The organism is Enterobacter sp. ECC_219_Taxon_10 (genome assembly GCF_058354905.1).
The window spans coordinates 878,429-900,655 of sequence record NZ_CM178005.1 but is presented as its reverse complement, the minus strand read 5'-3'; the positions used below and the strand labels follow the sequence as shown (position 1 = coordinate 900,655).

The 22,227-nt window shown below is 57.0% G+C and carries 18 protein-coding genes; 7 read left to right on the top strand and 11 right to left on the bottom strand.

Annotation, left to right across the window (positions count from 1 at the left end; genetic code table 11):
• Positions 1-25 precede the first annotated feature (25 nt).
• Both glnD and dapD read left to right on the top strand, forming a co-directional pair.
• Positions 26-2,701 carry a bifunctional uridylyltransferase/uridylyl-removing protein GlnD gene (gene glnD / locus AC4ICF_RS04155; protein ID WP_163330353.1) on the top strand — a complete coding sequence of 892 codons (2,676 nt, stop codon included), beginning with the start codon at positions 26-28 and terminating at the stop codon, positions 2,699-2,701.
• Between the two features lie 32 nt (positions 2,702-2,733).
• Positions 2,734-3,558, top strand: coding sequence for a 2,3,4,5-tetrahydropyridine-2,6-dicarboxylate N-succinyltransferase (gene dapD / locus AC4ICF_RS04150; protein WP_008501915.1), 825 nt, complete (start codon positions 2,734-2,736; stop codon positions 3,556-3,558).
• Here the strand turns inward: dapD and AC4ICF_RS04145 are convergent.
• Positions 3,555-4,187: an ECs1377 family protein gene (locus tag AC4ICF_RS04145; protein ID WP_116342611.1), complete on the bottom strand. Its 633-nt coding sequence runs from the start codon at positions 4,185-4,187 to the stop codon at positions 3,555-3,557. The two genes, dapD and AC4ICF_RS04145, sit on opposite strands and share 4 nt — an antisense overlap.
• A gap of 322 nt (positions 4,188-4,509) precedes the next feature.
• On the opposite strand from AC4ICF_RS04145, the gene AC4ICF_RS04140 reads away from it, so the two are divergent.
• Positions 4,510-4,899, top strand: a complete 390-nt coding sequence (locus AC4ICF_RS04140; RefSeq protein ID WP_008501916.1) for a DUF3461 family protein — start codon at positions 4,510-4,512, stop codon at positions 4,897-4,899.
• A 68-nt stretch (positions 4,900-4,967) separates the two neighbouring features.
• On the opposite strand, the gene AC4ICF_RS04135 is transcribed toward AC4ICF_RS04140, so the two are convergent.
• The 3 genes from AC4ICF_RS04135 to dgt form a co-directional block, all read right to left on the bottom strand.
• A complete protein-coding gene (locus AC4ICF_RS04135; protein WP_116342609.1) occupies positions 4,968-6,125 on the bottom strand; it encodes a CdaR family transcriptional regulator in 1,158 nt (385 codons plus the stop codon).
• Positions 6,126-6,271: 146 nt separating this feature from the next.
• Entirely contained in the window at positions 6,272-7,708 is a 1,437-nt protein-coding gene (gene degP / locus AC4ICF_RS04130; protein ID WP_116342607.1) for a serine endoprotease DegP, read from the bottom strand.
• A gap of 131 nt (positions 7,709-7,839) precedes the next feature.
• Positions 7,840-9,354 (bottom strand): dGTPase, encoded by a 1,515-nt coding sequence (gene dgt / locus AC4ICF_RS04125; RefSeq protein ID WP_316380906.1) that lies wholly within the window; start codon positions 9,352-9,354, stop codon positions 7,840-7,842.
• 82 nt (positions 9,355-9,436) lie between these two features.
• Between dgt and mtnN the strand changes: the two genes are divergently transcribed.
• Genes mtnN through AC4ICF_RS04110 form a run of 3 tightly spaced genes read left to right on the top strand, consistent with a single transcriptional unit; the run spans position 9,437 to position 11,573 of the window.
• On the top strand, positions 9,437-10,135 hold the full coding sequence (mtnN, locus tag AC4ICF_RS04120) for a 5'-methylthioadenosine/S-adenosylhomocysteine nucleosidase (RefSeq protein WP_166710163.1): 699 nt from the start codon (positions 9,437-9,439) through the stop codon (positions 10,133-10,135).
• Positions 10,128-10,928 carry a vitamin B12 ABC transporter substrate-binding protein BtuF gene (btuF, locus tag AC4ICF_RS04115; protein WP_166710161.1) on the top strand — a complete coding sequence of 267 codons (801 nt, stop codon included), beginning with the start codon at positions 10,128-10,130 and terminating at the stop codon, positions 10,926-10,928. Before mtnN ends, btuF begins: the two co-directional genes overlap by 8 nt.
• A 21-nt stretch (positions 10,929-10,949) precedes the next feature.
• Complete coding sequence (locus AC4ICF_RS04110; RefSeq protein WP_316380909.1) at positions 10,950-11,573, top strand: TRIC cation channel family protein; 624 nt, start codon at positions 10,950-10,952, stop codon at positions 11,571-11,573.
• A 95-nt stretch (positions 11,574-11,668) separates the two neighbouring features.
• On the opposite strand, the gene erpA is transcribed toward AC4ICF_RS04110, so the two are convergent.
• The gene (erpA, locus tag AC4ICF_RS04105) at positions 11,669-12,013 is read right to left on the bottom strand and encodes an iron-sulfur cluster insertion protein ErpA (RefSeq protein ID WP_316380910.1); all 345 of its coding nucleotides are present in this window, start codon (positions 12,011-12,013) and stop codon (positions 11,669-11,671) included.
• Between the two features lie 79 nt (positions 12,014-12,092).
• Entirely contained in the window at positions 12,093-13,493 is a 1,401-nt protein-coding gene (gene clcA / locus AC4ICF_RS04100; RefSeq protein ID WP_316380912.1) for a H(+)/Cl(-) exchange transporter ClcA, read from the bottom strand.
• 177 nt (positions 13,494-13,670) lie between these two features.
• Here clcA and hemL point away from each other — a divergent pair, with 177 nt between their 5' ends.
• Positions 13,671-14,951 (top strand): glutamate-1-semialdehyde 2,1-aminomutase, encoded by a 1,281-nt coding sequence (gene hemL, locus AC4ICF_RS04095; protein ID WP_116342595.1) that lies wholly within the window; start codon positions 13,671-13,673, stop codon positions 14,949-14,951.
• A 93-nt stretch (positions 14,952-15,044) separates the two neighbouring features.
• On the opposite strand, the gene fhuB is transcribed toward hemL, so the two are convergent.
• The 5 genes from fhuB to AC4ICF_RS04070 all read right to left on the bottom strand — a co-directional run bounded on the left by fhuB (position 15,045) and on the right by AC4ICF_RS04070 (position 22,225).
• Positions 15,045-17,027, bottom strand: coding sequence for a Fe(3+)-hydroxamate ABC transporter permease FhuB (gene fhuB / locus AC4ICF_RS04090; protein WP_316380913.1), 1,983 nt, complete (start codon positions 17,025-17,027; stop codon positions 15,045-15,047).
• Entirely contained in the window at positions 17,024-17,914 is an 891-nt protein-coding gene (gene fhuD, locus AC4ICF_RS04085; RefSeq protein WP_316380915.1) for a Fe(3+)-hydroxamate ABC transporter substrate-binding protein FhuD, read from the bottom strand. The genes fhuB and fhuD overlap by 4 nt, the downstream gene beginning before the upstream one ends.
• Positions 17,914-18,711 (bottom strand): Fe3+-hydroxamate ABC transporter ATP-binding protein FhuC, encoded by a 798-nt coding sequence (gene fhuC / locus AC4ICF_RS04080; RefSeq protein WP_116342589.1) that lies wholly within the window; start codon positions 18,709-18,711, stop codon positions 17,914-17,916. The genes fhuD and fhuC overlap by 1 nt, the downstream gene beginning before the upstream one ends.
• 50 nt (positions 18,712-18,761) lie before the next feature.
• A complete protein-coding gene (gene fhuA / locus AC4ICF_RS04075) occupies positions 18,762-21,017 on the bottom strand; it encodes a ferrichrome porin FhuA (RefSeq protein WP_316380917.1) in 2,256 nt (751 codons plus the stop codon).
• A gap of 203 nt (positions 21,018-21,220) precedes the next feature.
• Positions 21,221-22,225: a fimbrial protein gene (locus tag AC4ICF_RS04070; protein ID WP_316380919.1), complete on the bottom strand. Its 1,005-nt coding sequence runs from the start codon at positions 22,223-22,225 to the stop codon at positions 21,221-21,223.
• Between the last annotated feature and the right edge of the window lie 2 nt (positions 22,226-22,227).

Here is a 22,227-nt window from a genome sequence, read left to right as displayed (position 1 = left end):
AGCTTTTTCTTATGGGTGGCGCACGATGAGTAATCTATTACCCGAACAGTATGCTAACACAGCACTTCCCACCCTCCCCGACCAGCCCGATAACCCGGGCGTCTGGCCGCCGCACGAGCTGACCTGCGCGCACATAAAAGCCCATATGGACGTTTTCCATCGCTGGCTGGGCAGCGCGTTCGACGCGGGCGTATCTGCCGAGCAGCTCATTGAAGCGCGCACCGAATTTATCGACCAGCTGCTGCAGCGTTTGTGGATCGATTACGGATTTGGGCAAATCAGTGATGTTGCGCTGGTTGCCGTCGGGGGCTATGGCCGCGGAGAGCTTCATCCGCTCTCCGATATCGATCTCCTGATCTTAAGCCGCAAAAAGTTGCCGGACGAACAGGCGCAAAAAATTGGCGAACTGCTGACCCTGCTCTGGGACGTCAAGCTTGAAGTGGGCCACAGCGTGCGCACCCTGGAAGAGTGCCTGCTGGAGGGGTTATCTGACCTGACCGTCGCCACCAACCTGATTGAAACCCGTCTGCTGATTGGCGACGTCGCGCTGTTCCTGGAGCTGCAAAAGCATATTTTCAGCGACGGCTTCTGGCCATCTGAGAAATTCTTCGCCGCTAAGGTCGAGGAGCAAAACCAGCGCCACCAGCGCTACCACGGCACCAGCTATAATCTTGAACCCGATATTAAAAGCAGCCCCGGCGGCCTGCGCGACATCCACACGTTACAGTGGGTCGCCCGTCGCCACTTTGGCGCCACCTCAATGGACGAGATGGTCGGCTTTGGCTTCCTGACCGAGGCCGAACGTAACGAGCTAAACGAGTGTCTGCACCTGCTGTGGCGCATCCGTTTTGCCCTGCATCTGGAAGTTACCCGCTACGATAACCGCCTGCTGTTCGACCGCCAGCTCAGCGTGGCACAGCGGCTGAATTATCAGGGCGAAGGTAACGAGCCGGTTGAGCAGATGATGAAGGATTTCTTCCGCGTCACCCGCCGGGTCACCGAGCTGAACCAGATGCTGTTGCAGCTGTTTGATGAAGCAATCCTCGCCCTGACGGCGGACGAAAAGCCGCGCCCGATTGATGACGAATTCCAGCTGCGCGGCACATTGATCGATCTGCGCGACGAAACGCTGTTTATCCGCGAGCCGGAAGCAATCCTGCGGATGTTCTACACCATGGTGCGCAACAGCACCATCACCGGGATCTACTCCACCACCCTGCGCCATCTGCGCCACGCGCGCCGTCATCTGACGCAGCCGCTGTGCTATATCCCGGAAGCGCGGTCGCTGTTCCTGAGCATGCTCCGCCACCCGGGCGCCGTCAGCCGCGGTCTGCTACCGATGCACCGCCACAGCGTGCTGTGGGCCTATATGCCGCAGTGGTCGCACATCGTCGGGCAGATGCAGTTTGATCTGTTCCACGCCTATACGGTGGATGAACATACGATCCGCGTCATGCTCAAGCTGGAAAGCTTTGCGAAAGAAGAGACGCGGCCCCGCCACCCGCTGTGCGTGGAGCTGTGGCCGCGCCTGACCCACCCTGAACTGATCCTGATTGCCGCCCTGTTCCACGACATCGCCAAGGGCCGCGGCGGCGATCACTCGGTGCTGGGCGCGCAGGACGTGCTGAAATTTGCCGAACTGCACGGTCTCAACTCGCGTGAAACGCAGCTGGTCGCCTGGCTGGTGCGCCATCACCTGCTGATGTCGGTTACCGCCCAGCGTCGTGATATTCAGGATCCGGAAGTGATCAAGCAGTTCGCCGAAGAAGTCCAGACGGAAAATCGCCTGCGCTACCTGGTCTGCCTGACGGTGGCCGATATTTGCGCCACCAACGAAACCCTGTGGAACAGCTGGAAGCAGAGCCTGCTGCGCGAACTGTACTTCGCCACCGAAAAACAGCTGCGTCGCGGGATGCAAAACACCCCGGACATGCGCGAGCGCGTGCGTCATCACCAGCTGCAGGCGCTGGCGCTGCTGCGGATGGATAACATTGATGAAGAAGCGCTGCATCAGATTTGGGCCCGCTGCCGTGCCAACTATTTTGTGCGCCATAGCCCAAACCAGCTTGCCTGGCACGCGCGGCACCTGCTGAAGCATGATCTGTCTCAGCCGATGATCCTGCTGAGCCCGCAGGCCACGCGCGGCGGAACGGAGATATTCATCTGGAGCCCGGACCGGCCTTATCTGTTTGCTGCCGTCTGCGCCGAGCTGGACAGGCGTAACCTGAGCGTTCACGACGCGCAGATTTTTACCACCCGCGACGGCATGGCGATGGATACCTTTATTGTGCTGGAGCCGGACGGCAGCCCGCTGTCCTCGGACAGGCATGAAGGGATACGCTTTGGTCTGGAGCAGGCGATTACCCAGCGCAGCTGGCAGCCACCGCAGCCGCGCCGTCAGCCGGCGAAACTGCGTCATTTTACCGTCGATACCGAGGTCAACTTCCTGCCGACCCATACCGACCGTAAATCGTTCCTGGAGCTGATCGCGCTCGACCAGCCAGGGTTGCTCGCCCGCGTCGGCCAGGTTTTTGCCGATCTGGGAATTTCGCTCCATGGGGCCCGAATTACAACCATTGGCGAGCGAGTAGAAGATTTATTTATAATCGCCACCGCCGACCGGCGTGCCCTTAATAATGACCTGCAGCTTGAAGTGCAACAACGGTTGACAGCAGCCCTCAATCCAAACGATAAAGGGTGACGTGTTTTTTAGTGAAATGGAAAGAGTAAACAATGCAGCAGTTACAGAACGTTATTGAGTCCGCTTTTGAGCGTCGCGCCGAGATCACTCCGGCAAATGTGGATACCGTGACCCGTGAAGCGGTAAACCAGGTTATTTCCCTGCTGGATTCCGGCGCGCTGCGCGTGGCAGAAAAAATCGACGGTCAGTGGGTCACTCATCAATGGCTGAAGAAAGCCGTGCTGCTCTCTTTCCGCATCAACGATAACCAGGTTATCGACGGAGCAGAAAGCCGCTACTTCGATAAAGTGCCAATGAAATTCGCGGATTACGACGAAGCGCGTTTCCAGAAAGAAGGTTTCCGCGTGGTACCACCGGCAGCAGTACGTCAGGGTGCATTCATCGCACGTAACACCGTGCTGATGCCATCCTATGTGAACATCGGTGCGTACGTTGACGAAGGCACCATGGTCGATACCTGGGCAACCGTCGGTTCCTGCGCGCAGATTGGTAAAAACGTTCACCTGTCCGGCGGCGTCGGCATCGGTGGCGTTCTGGAGCCACTGCAGGCCAACCCAACCATCATTGAAGACAACTGCTTCATCGGCGCGCGTTCAGAAGTGGTAGAAGGCGTGATCGTGGAAGAAGGCTCCGTGATCTCCATGGGCGTTTACATCGGTCAGAGCACCCGTATTTACGACCGTGAAACCGGCGAAGTGCACTACGGTCGCGTTCCTGCGGGCTCCGTGGTGGTTTCCGGTAACCTGCCGTCAAAAGACGGTAAATACAGCCTGTACTGTGCGGTTATCGTGAAGAAAGTGGATGCGAAAACCCGCGGTAAAGTGGGCATCAACGAACTGCTGCGCACCATCGACTAATCCCCGACGCGTTGATAAACCGGGACCCGCCTGTGCGTCCCGGTATAATCATCAAAAACGTCCGTTTCCGCTGTCGCGATTGCCATTCCCTTTTTTCGCAACCCTGCGATATCCGCCGCCATACGCTGGCTCCCCAGCCAGAACAGCCCGTCGAGAGCCGTCACCGCCAGCCCCGACTCCAGCGCCAGTTTCAGTCGCTCACGCGGCGCTTTTACCTCTTTGGCAATCTGCCGGAAAGGCTCTGCCGTAAGTCCGGTGGGATCGATCCGCCGAATGCGGGTGCTCATGCGGTACTGAAAAGCCTCGGGAATCGCATTGAGATCGGCTTTCAGGCTATATACGCAGCCAAAGCGCTTGCCGTTAAAGATGACGTTCTTCTGGCTTAGCTGAAACTCATCGCGCAGCCCGGCGATGAGCTGAGGGGCACGGGTCAGCACCAGTCGGAACGGCAGTTCGAAGCTGGTGACATAATCCACGTTCAGTAAGGCAATGCGTAAACGCTCTTCCGCACCCGCCTTCAGCTGGCGGCACTCAGCGGCAACTTCTGCCCACTGGTGCGTGAGCCTTGGGCTCTCCTCTACGGCGCCAAAGCTGTATTTTTCGATTTGATAATCAATGCGTCCTGACATGTCATTATCCCCGCGGGCTACGCTTTCGTACGATAACTTTGCCTCATTTCCCCGGTTTTGAATACCCGTCTCGCCCTGCTTTTATCGCGGCTATCGCTATGCTACGTAAGCCTTGAGAATGCAGATTAAAGTATTAAAGTGATTTCCACTTGACGTAGTCGTTAAAAACAACAATAAACGAGTGGGGGCAATGCACCTTCCCTGCCCGGTAATTTCAGTGAAATGTAATCAGGATCGACCCCGCTTTTTTTGTATGTGAGGGTGGCAAAAAGGAATTTTTTCGTTAATTATTCAAAGGTTATGTTGAGATAAGGGTACCGCTATGTACGATAATCTGAAAAGTCTGGGCATTACCAATCCTGATGAAATTGATCGTTACAGCCTTCGCCAGGAAGCCAACAACGACATTTTAAAAATCTATTTTCACAAGGATAAAGGAGAGTTTTTCGCCAAGAGCGTGAAGTTTAAATATCCACGCCAGCGTAAGACCGTCGTCGCCGACGGCGTAGGACAAGGCTATAAAGAAGTTCAGGAAATCAGCCCTAATCTGCGCTATGTGATCGATGAACTCGATCAGATTTGCCAGCGCGATCGCACCGAAGTCGATCTCAAGCGTAAGATCCTCGACGATCTGCGTCACCTTGAAAGCGTTGTCACCAACAAGATCAGCGAGATTGAAGCGGATCTTGAGAAATTAACTCGCAATAAATAAGTCAGGTGCGGTCTGATCCCCTCACCCCGGCCCTCTCCCACAGGGAGAGGGTGAAAATGCACACTGCATCATCTCTGCTCGTCCAGCTGCAGCGCCACGTACAGCAGTAGCCTGTCGTCAAAGTTTCCCAAATCCAGCCCGGTCAGCTCTGAAATCCGGTTAAGCCGGTACTCCAGGGTGTTGCGATGAATAAACAGCGCTTTTGAGGTCGCCAGCGGCTGCACGTTATGGCGGAACCACGCCTGCAGGGTCCGGCGCAGCAAGCCGTTATTGTCCATTGCCTTCAGGCGCACTAACGGCCGCGCCAGCTCGTTGGCCTGCCAGCCGCCGCGCAGGCTGTCGAGCAGCACCGGCAGCATCAGATCCTGATAAAAATAACTGCGGCTCTCCGGCATCCGCTGCTTGCCCACCATCATGGTGGTGCGCGCGGTACGCCAGGACCGGGCGATGCTGCCGGGCCCGGTAAAGTAATTGCCCAGGGCAACGCGAAAACGCAGCTGGCCGTTCTCCTGCATACGGGAGATCAGCAGTTCCACGCGACGACGATGATCCTCAGCATCCCAGCGGCCGAACGGATTGAGCGCAGGTTTGAGTACCACCATTTCCGTCAGCGAGACTATCGCCACCAGGTTGTTGCGCTCCGGCGTCGCCAGTGCATTTTGCAACTGCTGAAGTTCAGCCATCGCGCTGTCTACGCCAAGCTGTCCGCTATCGACCTCAATCACCGCCACCACGCGCGGCTGGTTCAGATCGATCCCCAGACGCTGCGCCCATTCGCTGAGAGCAGGGGTATGCTCTTCCGCCTGAATCAGGTTCATTACCAGCTCTTCGCGTAAACGGCTGTCCTGGGCAAGCAGATACATCAGACGCGACTGCTCCAGCATCATTTCCGCCGTCATACAGACCAGCTCGCCGTATTTACGCAGAGATTCCGGTTCGCCCGTCAGACCAATGACGCCAACAATTTCCCCTTCCAGACGCAGCGGCAGATTAATCCCCTGACGCACGCCGTGCAGGTGTTTCGCTACCGCATCGTCGATATCAACCACGCGGCCCTGAGAGAGCACCAGCAGGGCACCTTCGTGCAATTCCCCAATACGCTCCCGATCCCCGCTGCCAATAATGCGCCCGCGGGCATCCATTACGTTGATATTGGTATCAATGATGCGCATGGTGCGCGCCACGATATCCTGCGCCATTTTGGTATCAAGATGCCAGCCAGCCATGTAACCCTCCTGTGAGCAGAGCTCAAGCATAGGGAAGTTCAGCGACGGCTGCATTGTGCGAATGCACAAAGTGAGAGGGGGAAGTATGGAGTTGCGGTAGGCGTCACAGAAACGAGAAAGCCCCTGCACGCAGGGGCTTAAAAGGATTACTGCATCAGCAGGTAGATTGAGGTGTCACCGCGCTGGATATTCAGTGCCAGCACAGACGGTTTGCTGTCGAGGATTTTGCGCAATTCAGCGATGTTTTTCACCGGCTGCTGGTTAGCCCCCATAATCACATCACCTTTTTTCAGGCCGATACGGGCAGCAGGTGAATTCGCCTTCACGTTGTTCACCACCACGCCTTTATCTGCGCCTTTATTGCTCATCTCGGCACCTTCAATACCGCTGAAGATAGTGCTGGAATCTACCTGATTCTGGCTGCTCTGCTGCAGCTCAAGGCTCACGTTAACCGGTTTGCCGTCACGCAGCAGGCCAAGGGTCACTTTGCTGCCAATCGGCATCGAGCCCACTTCCGCACGCAGGGCGGCAAAGCTGCTGATCGGTTTACCGTTCAGGGAGGTAATCACATCACCCGCTTTAATGCCCGCCTTCGCCGCAGAGGAGTTCGGCATAACCTGGCTCACGAACGCGCCGCGCTGCGCATCCACCTTCATCGCTTTCGCCAGTTCAGAGTTCAGCTCGGTACCCATAATACCCAGCTCGCCGCGTTTCACCTGGCCATACTGCACCATCTGAGCAGTCAGGTTTTTCACCATGTTGCTCGGGATAGCAAAGCCAATCCCGATGTTGCCGCCGTCCGGTGCCAGAATAGCGGTGTTGATACCGATTAGCTCGCCATTCAGGTTCACCAGCGCACCACCGGAGTTACCGCGGTTAATGGCCGCATCCGTCTGGATGAAGTTTTCATAGTTTTCCGCATTCAGGCCGCTACGGCCCAGCGCAGAGACGATACCAGAGGTCACGGTTTCACCCAGACCGAACGGGTTACCGATAGCGACGGTGTAATCGCCCACGCGCAGTGCGTCGGAGTCGGCAATCTTAATCGCCGTCAGGTTTTTCGGATCCTGAATCTGGATCAGCGCGATATCGGAGCGCGGGTCTTTACCCACCACTTTCGCATCAAACTTGCGGCCATCGCTCAGCTGAACCTTGATGCTGTTAGCGTTATCCACAACGTGGTTGTTGGTGACGACGTAGCCTTTCGCCGCATCAATAATCACCCCCGAGCCAAGCGCCATGAATTTCTGTTGCTGGCCGCCGCCCTGGCTGTCATCCCCTGCGCCACCGCCCTGACAGAACGGAGAGCTCTGGAACGGCGAACCGTCCTGGCAGAACGGTGAATTGTCACCGAAGAACTGCTGGAAGTTACGCGGCATACGCGGCGTATTGACGGTCGTGCTACCCTCAACGTTAATACTCACCACCGATGGCATCACTTTTTCGAGCATCGGTGCCAGGCTTGGCATCTGCTGCGCGGTTGCTGCCGACGACGCGGTCTCAGCTGCAGTAGCAGTCAGAGGAGACAGCGCTAAACCTAAACTCAGAGCCAGTGCACTCATTGCTAATGTGGTTTTTTTCATGTTTCTCAATCTCGATTTACAGGTAACGCAAAATTGCTGTGTAACTCAGATTCATTTTATACCGCTTAGTTCCGGCCATAAGTTTATGGAAAAGGTAAAAATTTATTGGCCGTCTTTACAAAACTCCGTGGTTATTCCACCGCCATGAGCTTGCGGTATTCATCCCAGGCATACAAATCCGTCATGCCGCTGATATAGTCCTGGATAAGACGGCAGCGATAATAATATTCCATCACCGGCCATTGGGGAGAATGGCGATCCAGCTTACCGATCGCCTCGACATAGGCCAGGCGATGCCGGGTAGAGAGTTTCTGATAAAGCCGCGATTCGATGGGTATTCTGCGCACGCGCTCGTGCTCCACCAGCTCGCTGAAATCGTCCACCGACAGCTGGAGCAACGGGGAATAAATTTCCAGTAACCCACTGATTACCCGATAGCCCTGCAGCTCTAACTGCTCGACATCCGGATGGCTAAATACATGCCGCATCGCCACATGCTTATAAAGCTCAAGGAGTTGGCTGAAACTGCTGTCATCCTCCAGCAGCGCGTGGTTGAATTCCCCGCTGAAGATTTGCGGCAAATTATCTATAAAGCGTGAGGCGGCATACGGCACCAGTTTATTTAATGTATTGACCCGTAAATACATAAAGAACTGATCTTCCGTACTGCGGCTTAACGTATTTGAGCGCGATTTTTCCCAGGCATTTTCGACAACCTGCGCGAACAGCGATCCTTTTTCATGGGTTCCCCATGCTGCATAAAGATGCTGATAAAGCTCCTCGACGCTGAATATTCTTTTCTCGACGGCATCTTCCAGGTCGGCCACGCAATAGGAAATATCGTCGGCGGCTTCCATAATCCACGTCAATGGGAAGCGGCCGTTTGGCGTCAGGGAAAGTTCTTTACGGAGCCGTTCTATATAGGCCTCTTCGGAAAGGTAATAGCCCGGTTTTTTCATTAAATAACTGTGGGACGCGGGCGTTTCCCCCATCCACCAGGCGGGACGCGTATATTTCAGAATGCAGCCGACCTGCGCCCAGGTCAGGTTCATGCGCATCAGAGAGTGCACCAGCCGGATCCCCTGCGCATTGCCCTCAAAGTGACAAAGGTCCTGGCGCACTTTGCGGCGCAGATCGTTTAGCCCTTCTTCGCCCTCACGCAGGCGTAAATCACGCACGATGCAGCGGTCATCGCTGAGTGGCTGGCTTACCGCATCCGACGGATGAAGCCGCTGTTTAAACCAGTCATTAATAGCCGCCTCGCCAAAGTGGCCAAAAGGCGGGTTGCCGATATCGTGCATCAGGCAGGCCATCTCAACGATGCTCTCGAAGGGCCCCGTCAGCTCATCCAGGCCATAGGTTTCCAGTAAACGTTGCTCTTTGAGGCGGCTTAAAATCTCTTTGGCAATATAACGTCCGACCTGCTGCACTTCCATTGAGTGGGTTAAGCGCGTGCGCACCGCGGCGTTACGCTCCAGCGGGAACACCTGGGTCTTTTGCTGCAAACGCCGGATGGCGGGTGAGTTAATGATCCTGCCGCGATCGCTTTCGAAGATACGCAGGATCTCATGTTCGCTCTTTTCGCCCTGCGGCGAACGGAAACGTCGGTGCCAGTTAATTTTGGTACGAAAATCGATTGGTGACATGTGCTCCCCCGCGTGAGAATGCGTTTCCCCTTAACCGCATGATAGACTATGCCTCTTAACAAGGCACATCGCGAGTAAATCTATGAAAATCGGCATTATTGGTGCAATGGAAGAAGAAGTTACGCTCCTGCGTGACAAAATTGAGAACCGTCAGACCCTCTCTCTCGGGGGTTGTGAGATCTACACCGGCCAGCTGAACGGTGTTGAGGTGGCTCTGCTGAAATCAGGCATCGGTAAAGTGGCTGCTGCGCTGGGTGCGACCCTGCTGCTTGAGCGCTGCAAGCCGGACGTCATCATTAACACCGGCTCGGCAGGCGGCCTGGCACCGACGCTGAAAGTGGGTGATATCGTTGTCTCCGACGAAGCGCGTTACCACGATGCTGACGTCACCGCGTTCGGCTACGAATACGGCCAGCTTCCGGGCTGCCCGGCAGGGTTTAAAGCTGACGACAAACTGATTGCGGCGGCAGAGACCTGTATTGCTGAGCTCAACCTCAACGCAGTGCGCGGCCTGATTGTCAGCGGTGATGCGTTCATCAATGGCTCCGTCGGTCTGGCGAAAATCCGCCACAACTTCCCGCAGGCGGTTGCCGTTGAGATGGAAGCGACCGCGATTGCGCACGTTTGCCACAACTTCAGCGTACCGTTTGTAGTGGTTCGCGCCATCTCTGACGTGGCAGACCAGCAGTCTCACATCAGCTTCGACGAGTTCCTGGCCGTTGCAGCGAAACAGTCTACCGTGATGGTTGAACGCCTGGTGCAGAACCTGGCACGTGGTTAAACAGTCACTCAGGGCGCTGGTCGCCCTGCTTCTGCTCGCACCGGCGTGGCTTTTCGCCGCGCCGCGTGTGATTACCCTCTCCCCCGCCAATACCGAACTGGCGTTTGCCGCCGGGATCACGCCCGTTGGCGTCAGCAGCTTTTCGGATTACCCCCCACAGGCGTCCGGCATTGAGCAAGTGGCAACCTGGCAAGGGATGAACCTTGAGCGCATCGTGGCGCTTAAACCGGATCTCGTGCTGGCCTGGCGTGGTGGTAACGCCGAGCGGCAGGTTAACCAGCTCACCTCGCTTGGCATCAAAGTCATGTGGGTTGACGCGGTAAGTATTGAGCAGGTCGCCCAGGCACTCCGCGCCCTGGCCCCTTATAGCCCTGCGCCTCAAAAAGCCGAGAGTGCGGCGAACCAGATGCTCAGCGACTATGCCGCGCTGAAAGCCCAATACGATACGCCAGCCAAAAAACGCATCTTCCTGCAGTTTGGCAGCCAGCCGCTGTTCACCACCGGAAAAGGCTCGATTCAGAACCAGGTGCTCGAAGTCTGTGGCGGTGAAAATATCTTTGCTGCCAGCCGGGTACCGTGGCCTCAGGTGAGCCGTGAGCAGGTTCTGGCGCGCCAGCCGCAGGCCATCGTAGTGGTCGGAAATGCGAGCGAGATTCCTAAAATTAAACAATTCTGGCAGAGCCAGCTAAAAATTCCGGTGATCCCGCTTAACAGCGACTGGTTTGAACGCGCCAGCCCGCGTATTATCCTCGCCGCAAAACAGCTCTGTGCCGCCCTGGCAGAGAGCCACTAACATACGTTCGAGGATTTAGCGATGCTCGTTTATTGGCTGGATATTCTTGGTACAGCCGTTTTTGCTATCTCCGGCGTCCTGCTCGCCGGAAAACTACGCATGGATCCGTTTGGCGTGCTGGTGCTAGGTGTGGTGACCGCGGTGGGCGGCGGGACAATCCGCGATATGGCGCTGGATAATGGCCCGGTGTTTTGGGTGAAAGATCCTACCGACCTGGTGGTGGCGATGGTGACCTGTCTGTTAACCATTGTACTGGTTCGCCAGCCCCGCAGATTACCGAAATGGATCCTGCCGGTGCTGGATGCCGTGGGTCTGGCCGTGTTTGTGGGGATCGGGGTGAATAAAGCCTTCAATGCCGGAACAGGGCCGATGGTGGCGATCTGCATGGGGGTATTGACCGGCGTAGGCGGCGGGATCATTCGCGACATCCTGGCGCGCGAAGTACCGATGATCCTGCGGACTGAAATCTACGCCACGGCCTGTATAATTGGCGGGATTGTGCACGCCACGGCGTACTACACCTTCGCGGTACCGCTGGAAAATGCGGCCATGCTGGGGATGGTCGTTACGCTGGTGATACGTTTAGCGGCGATACGCTGGCACCTGAAGCTGCCGACGTTTGCGCTGGATGATAATGGCAGGTAAAAGCAAAACGGTAACCCTCAGGTTACCGTTTTTAGGCTTTTCTCCCTCTCCCTGTGGAAGAGGGCCAGGGTGAGGGGCATCAGCCTGCCCCCCTCTTAAATACTGAACGAAGAACCACACCCGCAGGTGCTTGTTGCGTTCGGGTTGGTCACCACAAAGCGCGAGCCTTCCAGACCTTCGGTATAATCCACCGAACCGCCTACCAGATACTGCAGGCTCATCGGGTCAACCACCAGCGCGACGCCCTGCTTCTGAATGGTCATATCGCCGTCGTTCACCTGATCGTCAAAGGTAAAACCGTACTGGAAGCCGCTGCAGCCGCCACCGGTAATATAGACACGCAGTTTCAGATCCGGATTGTCTTCGTCGGCAATCAGGGTTTTCACTTTGTTGGCTGCTGCTTCGGTAAATTCCAGCGGCACAGCTACGTCATCACTCATCTTATGCTCCCATGAATACTGCTATTGGGTAAAATTCACCCAATTCTTTTCGTCATTATCTAATACCCTGGTAATTCATTCAAGTATTCTGCGTGGCGGCCCGCTCCACCTCTTGTTTTGCCAGGGTACGCGCGAGGATGGTGGAGTATAGCGGTTTTCCACCCAGGAATTGGGCTAATAGTGTCGCCCCGAGACAGGTAATGATCATTGGCAAAATGAGCTGGTAATTATCCGTCATCTCCAGCACCAGCACTATGCCGGTTAACGGCGCACGCAGGGACGCGGCCAGCAGTGCCCCCATCCCGGCCACGGCAAAGGTGCCAGCGTCCAGATGGTAAGCGGGGAAACCCGCCTCAGCCGCCATACCAAACGCGGTGCCGAGCAGCGTTCCCAGCGCCAGCATCGGGGCAAAAATCCCGCCGGGCGCGCCGGAGGAGAAGCACAATACCGTCGTGATAACCCGGGAGATAAACATAAACAGCAGCAAACCCACGCTGAAGTTTCCGGCTGCGGCAATGGGAATTAGTCCGAAGCCGCCGCCCGCGGCATTCGGTTCGATAAAGCCGAGCACGCCACAAATGCCGCCCAGCAGGCCGCCCATCAGCACCCATTTCGTGGTATTGCCGCCGTGAACGCGCTGAAACATATCCTGAGCGCGTAAGATAAAGGCGTTGAACAGCGGCCCCACCACGCCAAAAATCATGCCGAGGATCAGATATAGCCACAAGGTGTTCACCGGTGCGTTGGTCAGTTTACCGACTTCAATCACCGCCCCTTCGCCATTAAAGATGCGAAAGACAATGCTCGACATAATGACGCCAGTAAACACCGCTTTAATGGAGATCAGGTTGTAGCGGAACTGCGCGCGCATCTCTTCGATGATGAATAAAATACCCGCAAGCGGCGCGTTAAATGCCGCAGAAAGCCCCGCCGCTGCACCGGTGGCCAGCAGCGTATGGCGCGCCTCGGCGCTACGCATACGGAACAGATCGCCCACCATGCGGCCGACGTTCCCCCCCAGCTGCACCGTTGGCCCCTCCCGGCCTAGCACCATCCCCGCGCCCAGCGTCCCCATGCCGCCGATGAATTTAACCGGGATCACCCTCCACCAGCGCACCGGACGCAGCTCCTCCAGCGCGCCTTCAATTTCCGGAATGCCAGACCCGCCCGCTTCCGGGGCGAATTTACGCACCAGAAAATACCCCACCATGGCAAACAGCGCAGACAGGCCGAATGCCGCTACCCATACCAGCCATTCGCTCTCGGCGAAACCGGCTACGGTTCCCACTCGCCAGTTGAGTACGGCATTAACCGCTTTTTCAAACGCCACGCCAACCAGGCCTGCAAGGGTACCCACCACGGCAGCGGCCAGCAGGATCGCCAGCGGCGTTTTATCGCGATTGAGCAGCCGCCGAATACTGATTCGGTGCTGGGCGCGCGTAAACTGTTGTTCTTCAAAAGACGGAGAATCTGATTTCATGTCCTGTTCTTATTCATCATACAAAAAGCCGCGAAGATTTTACCAGAGACCTTCCCTGCGTCGCCTGAAAAATACTTAACAAATCTTAAAGCATTACCCGGCTAAAAATTTCATAACCTTCCACGAATCACTTAGAATAGTGTGCTTAATCATTTTATACGAACCAGGAACGACGCCATGAGCAAGTCTGAAAACCTCTACAGTGCAGCCCGCGAGCTTATCCCAGGTGGCGTGAACTCACCTGTTCGCGCCTTTACCGGCGTGGGCGGAACGCCGCTGTTTATTGAACGTGCTGACGGCGCGTATCTGTATGATGTCGATGGCAAAGCCTATATTGATTACGTCGGTTCCTGGGGGCCGATGGTTCTCGGACATAACCACCCTGCCATTCGTAACGCGGTCATCGAAGCCGCGCAGCGCGGCCTGAGCTTCGGTGCACCAACCGAGATGGAAGTGAAAATGGCGGAGCTGGTGACCGAACTGGTGCCTACCATGGACATGGTGCGTATGGTGAACTCCGGTACTGAAGCCACCATGAGCGCCATCCGCCTGGCGCGCGGTTTTACCGGTCGCGACAAAATCATCAAGTTTGAAGGCTGCTACCACGGCCATGCGGACTGCCTGCTGGTGAAAGCGGGCTCCGGCGCGCTGACGCTCGGCCAGCCAAACTCGCCTGGCGTACCTGCGGATTTCGCGAAGCACACCCTGACCTGCACCTACAACGATCTGAACACCGTTCGCGCGGCGTTCGAGCAGTATCCGCAGGAGATCGCCTGCATTATCGTTGAGCCGGTTGCGGGCAACATGAACTGCATCCCTCCGCAGCCTGACTTCCTGCCGGGCCTGCGCGCCCTGTGCGACGAGTTCGGCGCGCTGCTGATCATCGATGAAGTCATGACCGGCTTCCGCGTGGCGCTGGCGGGTGCCCAGTCTTACTACGGCGTTGAGCCGGACCTGACCTGCCTCGGCAAAATCATCGGAGGCGGCATGCCGGTCGGTGCTTTCGGTGGTCGTAAGGACGTGATGGAGGCCTTGGCGCCAACCGGCCCGGTTTACCAGGCGGGCACGCTCTCCGGTAACCCAATTGCCATGGCTGCGGGCTTCGCCTGTCTGACCGAAGTGGCGCAGCCGGGTATTCATGAAACCCTGACGGACCGCACCACGCAGCTGGCAAACGGTCTGCTGGAAGCCGCAGAAGAAGCGGGGGTTCCGCTGGTTGTTAACCACGTCGGCGGCATGTTCGGGATTTTCTTCACCGATGCGAAAACCGTGACCTGCTACCAGGACGTGGTGAAGTGCGACGTTGAACGCTTCAAGCGCTTCTTCCACCTGATGCTGGAAGAAGGCGTGTACCTGGCACCGTCCGCGTTCGAAGCGGGCTTTATGTCCGTGGCGCACAGCGAAGAAGATATCAATAACACCATCGACGCTGCGCGTAAGGTGTTTGCGAAGTTGTAAGATGTGCGGCCTGGTGCCCTCACCCCAACCCTCTCCCACGGGGAGAGGGAGCAAACACTAAAACGGCAATCCAAGGATTGCCGTTTACTTTTATTACCGACTCTGCTTTCTCAACAGATAGATGAAGTACGGCGCACCGATAAAGGTCGACAGCAGGCCCGCCGGGATCTGATACGGGAACAGCACCATCCTTCCACACCAGTCGGCAAACACCAGAATGACCCCGCCCGTCAGGGCCGACATCACAATATGCGGCATCGTTCGGCGGAAACCCATCATTCTGGCGATATGCGGTGCCATCAACCCTACAAAGCTCAGCGGACCGATGGTCATGGTGGCGGTTGCCGTCAGACACGCCGCCAGCAGCAGAAGCGCGACGCGCGTTGGCGTCAGCGCTAAGCCAACCGCACGCGCGGTTTCGCCCCCCAACGGCAAAATGGTCATCCAGCGACGACACAGCGGCACAATTGCCAGCAGCACGATCATAACGCTTCCTGACCAGGCAACCTGGCTGGCGGTGGCGTTGTACGTTGAGCCGGAAATCCAGGTCAGGATCTTCGCCATGCGCGGATCGCCGCTCGCCTGTAGCATCATCAGCAGCATAGTAAAGGCGGTGCTGAGGGCCATACCGGCCAGCAGCATGCGGTGTGGAGAAAATCCGCCGCGGCCCGAGGCAACCAGAATAATCATCAGCGTGACCGCCGCACCGATACTTCCGGCAGGCATCAGCCAGCCAAACGCATTGCCCGGCACCAGGAACAGCATCAGCACCACGCCAAAGGCAGCGCCGGAGCTGATCCCCAGCACTTCAGGACTTGCCATCGGGTTGCCGGTGAGACGCTGAATAATACAGCCAGCGACCGCCAGCATTACGCCAGCAAACAACGCAGAGAGAATACGCGGCCAGCGCCATTGTAATAGTTCGTTGAGTAAGTCACCCGTTGCCCAGTGCCAGCCTGCGGCATCGCGCCCAAACGCGAGGGCGGCAAACGAGGCGATAAGCAACACCGCCAGACCGGCAAGGCTGAACCACAGCACCGACTGACGTTCAGCATAGACCTTATCGCCGGCGTCCATCGCCGGCGCGCTGATACTGCGCAGGCGCGGGAGCAGCCACAGCAGCAGCGGCGCCCCGATAAGCGCCGTTGCCGACCCCGTAGACACTTCCATCCAGACGCGCGCCAGCCAGAGAATGATCTGATCGGAAAGCCAGAGGATCAGCGCGCCAATCAGCGGCGCCAGCAGCAGACGCGCCAGCAGGCGACGCGCTCCGAGCATTTTCGCCAGCAGGGGCGCAAAGAGGCCAATAAACCCGATGATGCCGACCGCGTTAACCAGCAGAGCACTGAGCACAATCGCCAGGGTGAGCGCTGCCAGGCGAGCCAGCGACAGCGCCAGCCCCAGGTTGCGCGCCACGCCATCATCCAGCCCCATGAGCGTCAGCGGACGAAGCAGCAGCAGCGTCAACACGACGCCGCCCGCCAGCTGCGGCCACAGGCGCTGCACAACGCTCCAGTCGGTCTGGGTGAGCGTACCGGTACTCCACAGGAACATGCTTTGCAGCTGATCGTGATGGAACAGCACCAGCAGCTGATTAATCGCGCCGCAGTAGAGGCTGACGACCAGCCCGGCCAGGATCAGCGTTACCGGGGAAAGGCGCTTGCCCCAGGCGACGCCAAAGACCAGCGCCCCCACCACGCACGCTCCCGCGAGAGCGGCAAACTGCGCGGTTAACGCCCCGGGTAACGCCCAGAGCGTGGTTATCGTGATCCCAAGCTGAGCCCCCGTCGCGACGCCCAGGGTTGTCGGCTCTGCCAGCGGGTTACGCAACACCTGCTGGAACAACACGCCCACCAGCCCTAAACCGGCCCCAACCAGCAGTGAAATCGCCAGACGCGGCAGCAGGCTGTAGTGGAACAGCATCTGCTGAATATTGTCGATATCCGGCGAGGCCAGCGCGGCGCCCCACTGCGCGCGCGGTAACGCCGTCGAGAGATTGAACCCGGTGAGAGCCAGCGCAACCAGGAAAAGCATGAACAACAGCAGCACCGGGAAACGGGCGATACGCGTACTCATGCTTTGCCTCCCAGCGCGTTATCCAGCACGCGGGCAAAATGCATGGCCGACAGCGTCGCGCCGTAGAACCATACTGCGGGTGCGCGCTGGAAGCGCTTCTCGCGCACAAACGGCATCGCCTGCCAGAGCGGCGTCGCCATCAGCGTTTGCATCTCGCGTTCGTTGCCGTGGTCGAAGCACAGCACGTCCACATCGCGAAACGCCGCCAGACGATCGATACCGACGGCGGTGCTGCCCCAGAAAGTCATCTCCCCTTCCCAGGCATTGCTAATGCCGAAGCTGTCCAGCACCTCCTGGAACAGGCAGTTTTTACCGAAGACCAGCATATGGCGGGCATCCAGCAGCGTCACCATCAGCAGCGGGCGATCGCCCCGGTTGGCAAAGCGCGGCTTAAGGGCGGTAATCAGGGCATCGAAGTCATCGAGATGCTTTTTGGCCTCCGCCTCGCGGTTGAGGAAATGCGCCATCTCGTTAATGGAGTTTTTCGCCACGGTCAGCGGTTTTTTACCGTCGCTGAAGGAAAAACCGCGCCCGGGCGCAATCCGCGCCATGGTCTCTTCTGACGGACCGTAGCCCGCAGACCAGAACAGGAACGACGGTTTCATCTGAGTGAGCAGTTCGAGGTTTGGCTCCGTGCGCAGGCCGATGTCGATCACCGAGTCCGGCAGCTTCGGCTCGTTCACCCAGAGGTTATAGTTTGGAATATCCGCCACGCCATACGGCGTGACGCCCAGCGCCATCATCAGTTCGACCGGCAGCCACTCCAGCGCCACAATGCGGTGCGGATCGACGGCGGCAGCGCGCGCCGCATTCATTTTAAACAGCAGCGGTGAGAGCGCCATTGCCGTCAGAAGACGACGGCGGCTAAGGGAAATGTTATCCAGCATCAGTATACGAAGCTCACCGGTGCAGCCCCGGCCGGGTGAGGCAAAATCCCCATCGGAATACCGTAAATATGTTCCAGCGTTTCGCTGCGCATCAGTTCAGACGGCGTGCCCTGGGCAATCATTTCGCCGCCACGCAGCGCGACGAGGTAGTCACAGTAGCGTGCCGCCATGTTGATATCGTGCAGGACCGCGATCACCGTCAGGCCACGCTGCTGGCTTAAGCGATGCACCAGCGCCAGCACGTCCACCTGATGGGCAATATCCAACGCAGAGGTCGGTTCATCCAGCAGCAGGCAGCGGCTGTCCTGCGCCACCAGCATCGCAATCCACGCCCGCTGACGTTCACCGCCGGACAGGCTGTCCACCAGACGGTGCGCCAGCGGTTTTAGCCCCACCAGCGCAATCGCCTCTTCCACTTTTTCTCTGTCGGCGACGCCGAAGCGCCCAAGCGCACCGTGCCACGGATAACGCCCAATCGCCACCAGCTCACGCACCGTCATCCCTTCCGCCTGCGGCAACTGCTGCGGCAGATAGGCCACTTTGCGAGCAAAGGCTTTGCTGCTCCAGCTCTCCAGCGGCTGGTCATCCAGCAGAATAGCGCCTTCTGAAGGCGGCTGATGGCGCCCCAGCATCTTGAGCAGCGTGGATTTACCGGAGCCGTTGTGGCCAATCAGGCCCGTCACTTTACCGGCCGGAAACGTCAGAGAGAGCGGATGCAGCAGCGTGCGCCCGGGTACGCGAAAGGAGAGTTGATTGAGCGTAAAGGTGGTGTCGGATTGCGTTTTATTATCCTGCATGTCAGCCAACTTAAATAAAAAGGGCACGGCGAACCGTGCCCAAAAAGCGATTAGAAGCGGAAGGTCGCGGTGGCAACAACCTGACGTTCGGCACCCCAGAAGCAGCCGTAGGTATTGAAGCAGCTGGCGACGTATTCACGATCGAACAGGTTGTTCACGTGAAGCGCAACGTTAGAGCCTGCCATGCCAACGCGAGCAAGATCGTATCTGACCAGCGCATCCACCACGGTGTAGCTGCCTACTTTGAAGGAGTTCGCCGGATCGCCATAGCTGGAGCCCGTATAACGCACGCCGGTACCCAGCGTCAGACCGGACAGTGCACCATCAAACAGCGTGTAGTCGCCCCACAGCGACGCCATGTGTTTTGGCACCTGAGCAGGCGTGTTGCCTTTGTAGTTGGTGTCCGTGGTGTACTCGGCATCGGTGTAGGTATAAGAACCGACAACGTTCACGCTCGCAGACAGGGCCGCTTTCGCTTCCAGCTCTACGCCACGGGCGCGGATCTCGCCGCCTTCAACGGAGAAGAAGGAACCCGCAGGGTCGGCCATCAGGTTGTTGGTTTTAGTCAGTTGGTACAACGCACCGGTGACAACGATCGGACGATCGTTCGGCACGTATTTCACGCCCGCTTCGTACTGTTTGCCTTTAGACGGTGCAAAGACGTTGCCGTTCGCTCCGGTCTGAGAAGCCGGTTCGAACGATTCGCTGTAGCTAAAGTACGGGGTGACGCCGTTATCGAACAGGTAGTTAACACCGCCACGCCAGGTGAACTGGGTGTCATTACGCTCGGAAGTCGTATTTGTCACGCGGTTGTAAGATTCTTGATTGGCCCAGTCATATCGACCACCCAGCGTTACCAGCACTTTATCCCACTCGATCTGATCCTGAGCATAAATACCGGTCTGCTTTTGCTTGTTCAGCACCTGATAAGCACCTGACGGCCCGGGATGTGAACCGAAATCGAAATCGCTACGATCGAGGTTATAGATATCAGAGGGAGCTACGGAACCGGCATAACCAAACCACGAATCGATGTCATTACGCATGCGCATAAAATCAACGCCGGTCAGAAGCGTATGATCGAGCGAACCCGTCGCGAACTTGCTCTGCAACTGCGTGTCGACAGTGAAGTTTTCCAGCTTCTCGTTATCGATCACATACTGGCGAGTCAACGTATGACCCCACTGCGATTGAGGAATGCTGGCGCAAGGGCTGGATGCCGGATTACTCGAATAGAGCGGGTCAGAACACATACCGTAGCCGTAGACGCTGTTTTGCGAGGTTTTATTCTGCGCATAACGCAGGTTCTGACGCACGGTAAAGGTATCGTTGAATTCGTGGTCGAAGCTGTATCCCACCATCTTCTGGTTACGGGAATAGGTGTTGTTCTTCGCGCCTTCGTTGAAGTTCGTTGGCAGACGATCGCCGTCAGGCAGCGGATCAACCGTCCCCTCTTTTGGCAACCAACCGTAGTAGCCCGTTTCAGGCTCGTTCTGGAAGTAAGAGAGGAATGTGAAGGTGGTCTTCTCATCCGGACGCCAGGAGAACGATGGCGCGATGGCATAACGCTGTTCGCCTTTACCTTCCTGCTGCGAATTGTTCGAACGCGCAACGCCCGTCAGACGGTACGAGTAAACACCGTCATCATCGATCGCATCGCTAAAATCAAAGCCGGTCTGGAACAGGCTGTCCGTACCCACCTTGAACTGGATCTCTTTCAGCGGTTCGGTTGTCGGGCGCTTACTGACCATGTTCAGCAAACCGCCAGGGCTGCTTTTGCCGTACAGAACGGAAACCGGACCGCGCATGATCTCGGCGCGCTCCAGCATGTACGGGTCAATTACCGCGTCGTTGTAGAAGTTCCCCTGCATTTTCATGCCGTCGAGGTAGTTATTCTGCGACTGCCCATCCGCCGCGAAGCCGCGAATGATCAAATAGTCATAGGTATTAGACGCACCGCGCGTGCCTACCGCAACGCCCGGCGTGTAGCTCAGGGCTTCTTTCACCGAGCGCGGCTGGTGCAGCGCCATCTCTTCGGCCGTCACCACAGAAATAGACTGCGGAACCTTCTGGATTGGCGTATCCGTTTTCGTGCCGGTGGCGGATTGCCTTGCAGCGATAGTCGCAGCGGGCCCCCAGGCACTTTCCTGGGCAGCAGGTGCTGCGGTTACCGTAATGGTCTCTTCTTTTTTCTGGGTTTCGGCAGCATGTGCGTACGTAGACATGCCGGCAACCGCTGTGGCTACGACCGCCGCGACTTTACGCAGCGACGTGGTAATTGGCTGAGCAGTATTGGAAAGCGCCATGTTTATCTCTGATGGAAAAGTGAATGATAACGTAAACGAGAATTATTATTATGACCGCAGAATAATATGCGAAACGCTGGTTGCATAGCAAGCAGTAAGCGGCCCTACAAGATTTAAGGGTTTAAGAATTAACCAGATGAAAACAGGGGGTTAATAAGTGTAGTGAAATGATCGTTTAAGCCCGCCGGAGCGGGCAGGATGGATTATCGGTAAAAGACTTCGAACGTCGCGACAGAGTCGACTTTGCCGGCTTTAATCTCTCCCGTCTTGATGTAGCGGGCCTTGAGCGGGATCTCGACAGGGACTTTGTCCTGCGTACTGGTTATGGCCGTGTAGTTCTGATCAAAGTGCAGAACCGTATTATTCTGGTCAAGGATCTGTATGCCGACGCCATCGGCGGCAGAGTCTCCGGCAGCAATGCCGAGAATATTGCCGTTCGTGACCCCCGTTGAACCCGCGCTGGTAAACTGATAATCAACCTTTGTGCCCGCCGCACAGTCGGTGATTTCAATCCTGAAGCTGCTGTCCGTGAGTATGTCTGAGTACTGGCCGTTAAAGTCCTGGGTGTTGACCGTTTTCAGCGGCACATAAATGTTTCGGTCAACCAGGTTACAGGTGTTGGTTGTAATGCGAACGCTGGCAGGAGAAAAACGCATCTCACCTATCACCGCGTTGCCCAGAATGTCCATTGAGGTTAATCGTGAGGTATCGAGATACCCTTCCTGGATATCGCCCGTCACCACCAGCTGTGCGGCGGCACGAAATACCGATTTGCTTTGCGAGCTTCCATGTGTCGATCCCAGATAGTGCATCGGCCTGAGGATATCTTCCTCGTTGTAGCTGGGGAACTGCTCGTTCGACGATGCCGCACGGATGCCAATACCCGGCACGTTGGTCTGGTAAACCCCGGTCATCACATCCTCCCGCGCGTCGGTATCGGTCAGATACAGATATCCGCGCCGAATTTGCGCTTCACCGCTACAGTCCACCAGCACCTCTTTACTTTCAACGCTGGCATCATAAATCACGGTGCCGACGGGCGTATCGGGCTGGACAATAATCACCGGAGGAAGTTGAAACGTTACGACAGCATCCACGCCAGCGCTGCCGTTAAAGGTACATTCAGCCCGGGCTGAATGGAAAAAAAGGCCCGCCAGCAAAAGCAGCACGGGCGAGAGAAACGTATTGACTGAACGGTGGAGAATCATGA

What these genes read in the sequence shown, in the direction of transcription:
- glnD (WP_163330353.1), top strand. Translation starts at nt 26, where the DNA reads ATGAGTAATCTATTACCCGAACAGTATGCTAACACAGCACTTCCCACC.
- fhuA (WP_316380917.1), bottom strand. Translation starts at nt 21,017, where the DNA reads ATGGCGCTTTCCAATACTGCTCAGCCAATTACCACGTCGCTGCGTAAA.
- AC4ICF_RS04110 (WP_316380909.1), top strand. Translation starts at nt 10,950, where the DNA reads ATGCTCGTTTATTGGCTGGATATTCTTGGTACAGCCGTTTTTGCTATC.
- erpA (WP_316380910.1), bottom strand. Translation starts at nt 12,013, where the DNA reads ATGAGTGATGACGTAGCTGTGCCGCTGGAATTTACCGAAGCAGCAGCC.
- AC4ICF_RS04140 (WP_008501916.1), top strand. Translation starts at nt 4,510, where the DNA reads ATGTACGATAATCTGAAAAGTCTGGGCATTACCAATCCTGATGAAATT.
- degP (WP_116342607.1), bottom strand. Translation starts at nt 7,708, where the DNA reads ATGAAAAAAACCACATTAGCAATGAGTGCACTGGCTCTGAGTTTAGGT.
- fhuB (WP_316380913.1), bottom strand. Translation starts at nt 17,027, where the DNA reads ATGAGTACGCGTATCGCCCGTTTCCCGGTGCTGCTGTTGTTCATGCTT.
- clcA (WP_316380912.1), bottom strand. Translation starts at nt 13,493, where the DNA reads ATGAAATCAGATTCTCCGTCTTTTGAAGAACAACAGTTTACGCGCGCC.
- mtnN (WP_166710163.1), top strand. Translation starts at nt 9,437, where the DNA reads ATGAAAATCGGCATTATTGGTGCAATGGAAGAAGAAGTTACGCTCCTG.
- AC4ICF_RS04135 (WP_116342609.1), bottom strand. Translation starts at nt 6,125, where the DNA reads ATGGCTGGCTGGCATCTTGATACCAAAATGGCGCAGGATATCGTGGCG.
- AC4ICF_RS04145 (WP_116342611.1), bottom strand. Translation starts at nt 4,187, where the DNA reads ATGTCAGGACGCATTGATTATCAAATCGAAAAATACAGCTTTGGCGCC.
- hemL (WP_116342595.1), top strand. Translation starts at nt 13,671, where the DNA reads ATGAGCAAGTCTGAAAACCTCTACAGTGCAGCCCGCGAGCTTATCCCA.
- dgt (WP_316380906.1), bottom strand. Translation starts at nt 9,354, where the DNA reads ATGTCACCAATCGATTTTCGTACCAAAATTAACTGGCACCGACGTTTC.
- fhuC (WP_116342589.1), bottom strand. Translation starts at nt 18,711, where the DNA reads ATGCAGGATAATAAAACGCAATCCGACACCACCTTTACGCTCAATCAA.
- dapD (WP_008501915.1), top strand. Translation starts at nt 2,734, where the DNA reads ATGCAGCAGTTACAGAACGTTATTGAGTCCGCTTTTGAGCGTCGCGCC.
- AC4ICF_RS04070 (WP_316380919.1), bottom strand. Translation starts at nt 22,225, where the DNA reads ATGATTCTCCACCGTTCAGTCAATACGTTTCTCTCGCCCGTGCTGCTT.
- fhuD (WP_316380915.1), bottom strand. Translation starts at nt 17,914, where the DNA reads ATGCTGGATAACATTTCCCTTAGCCGCCGTCGTCTTCTGACGGCAATG.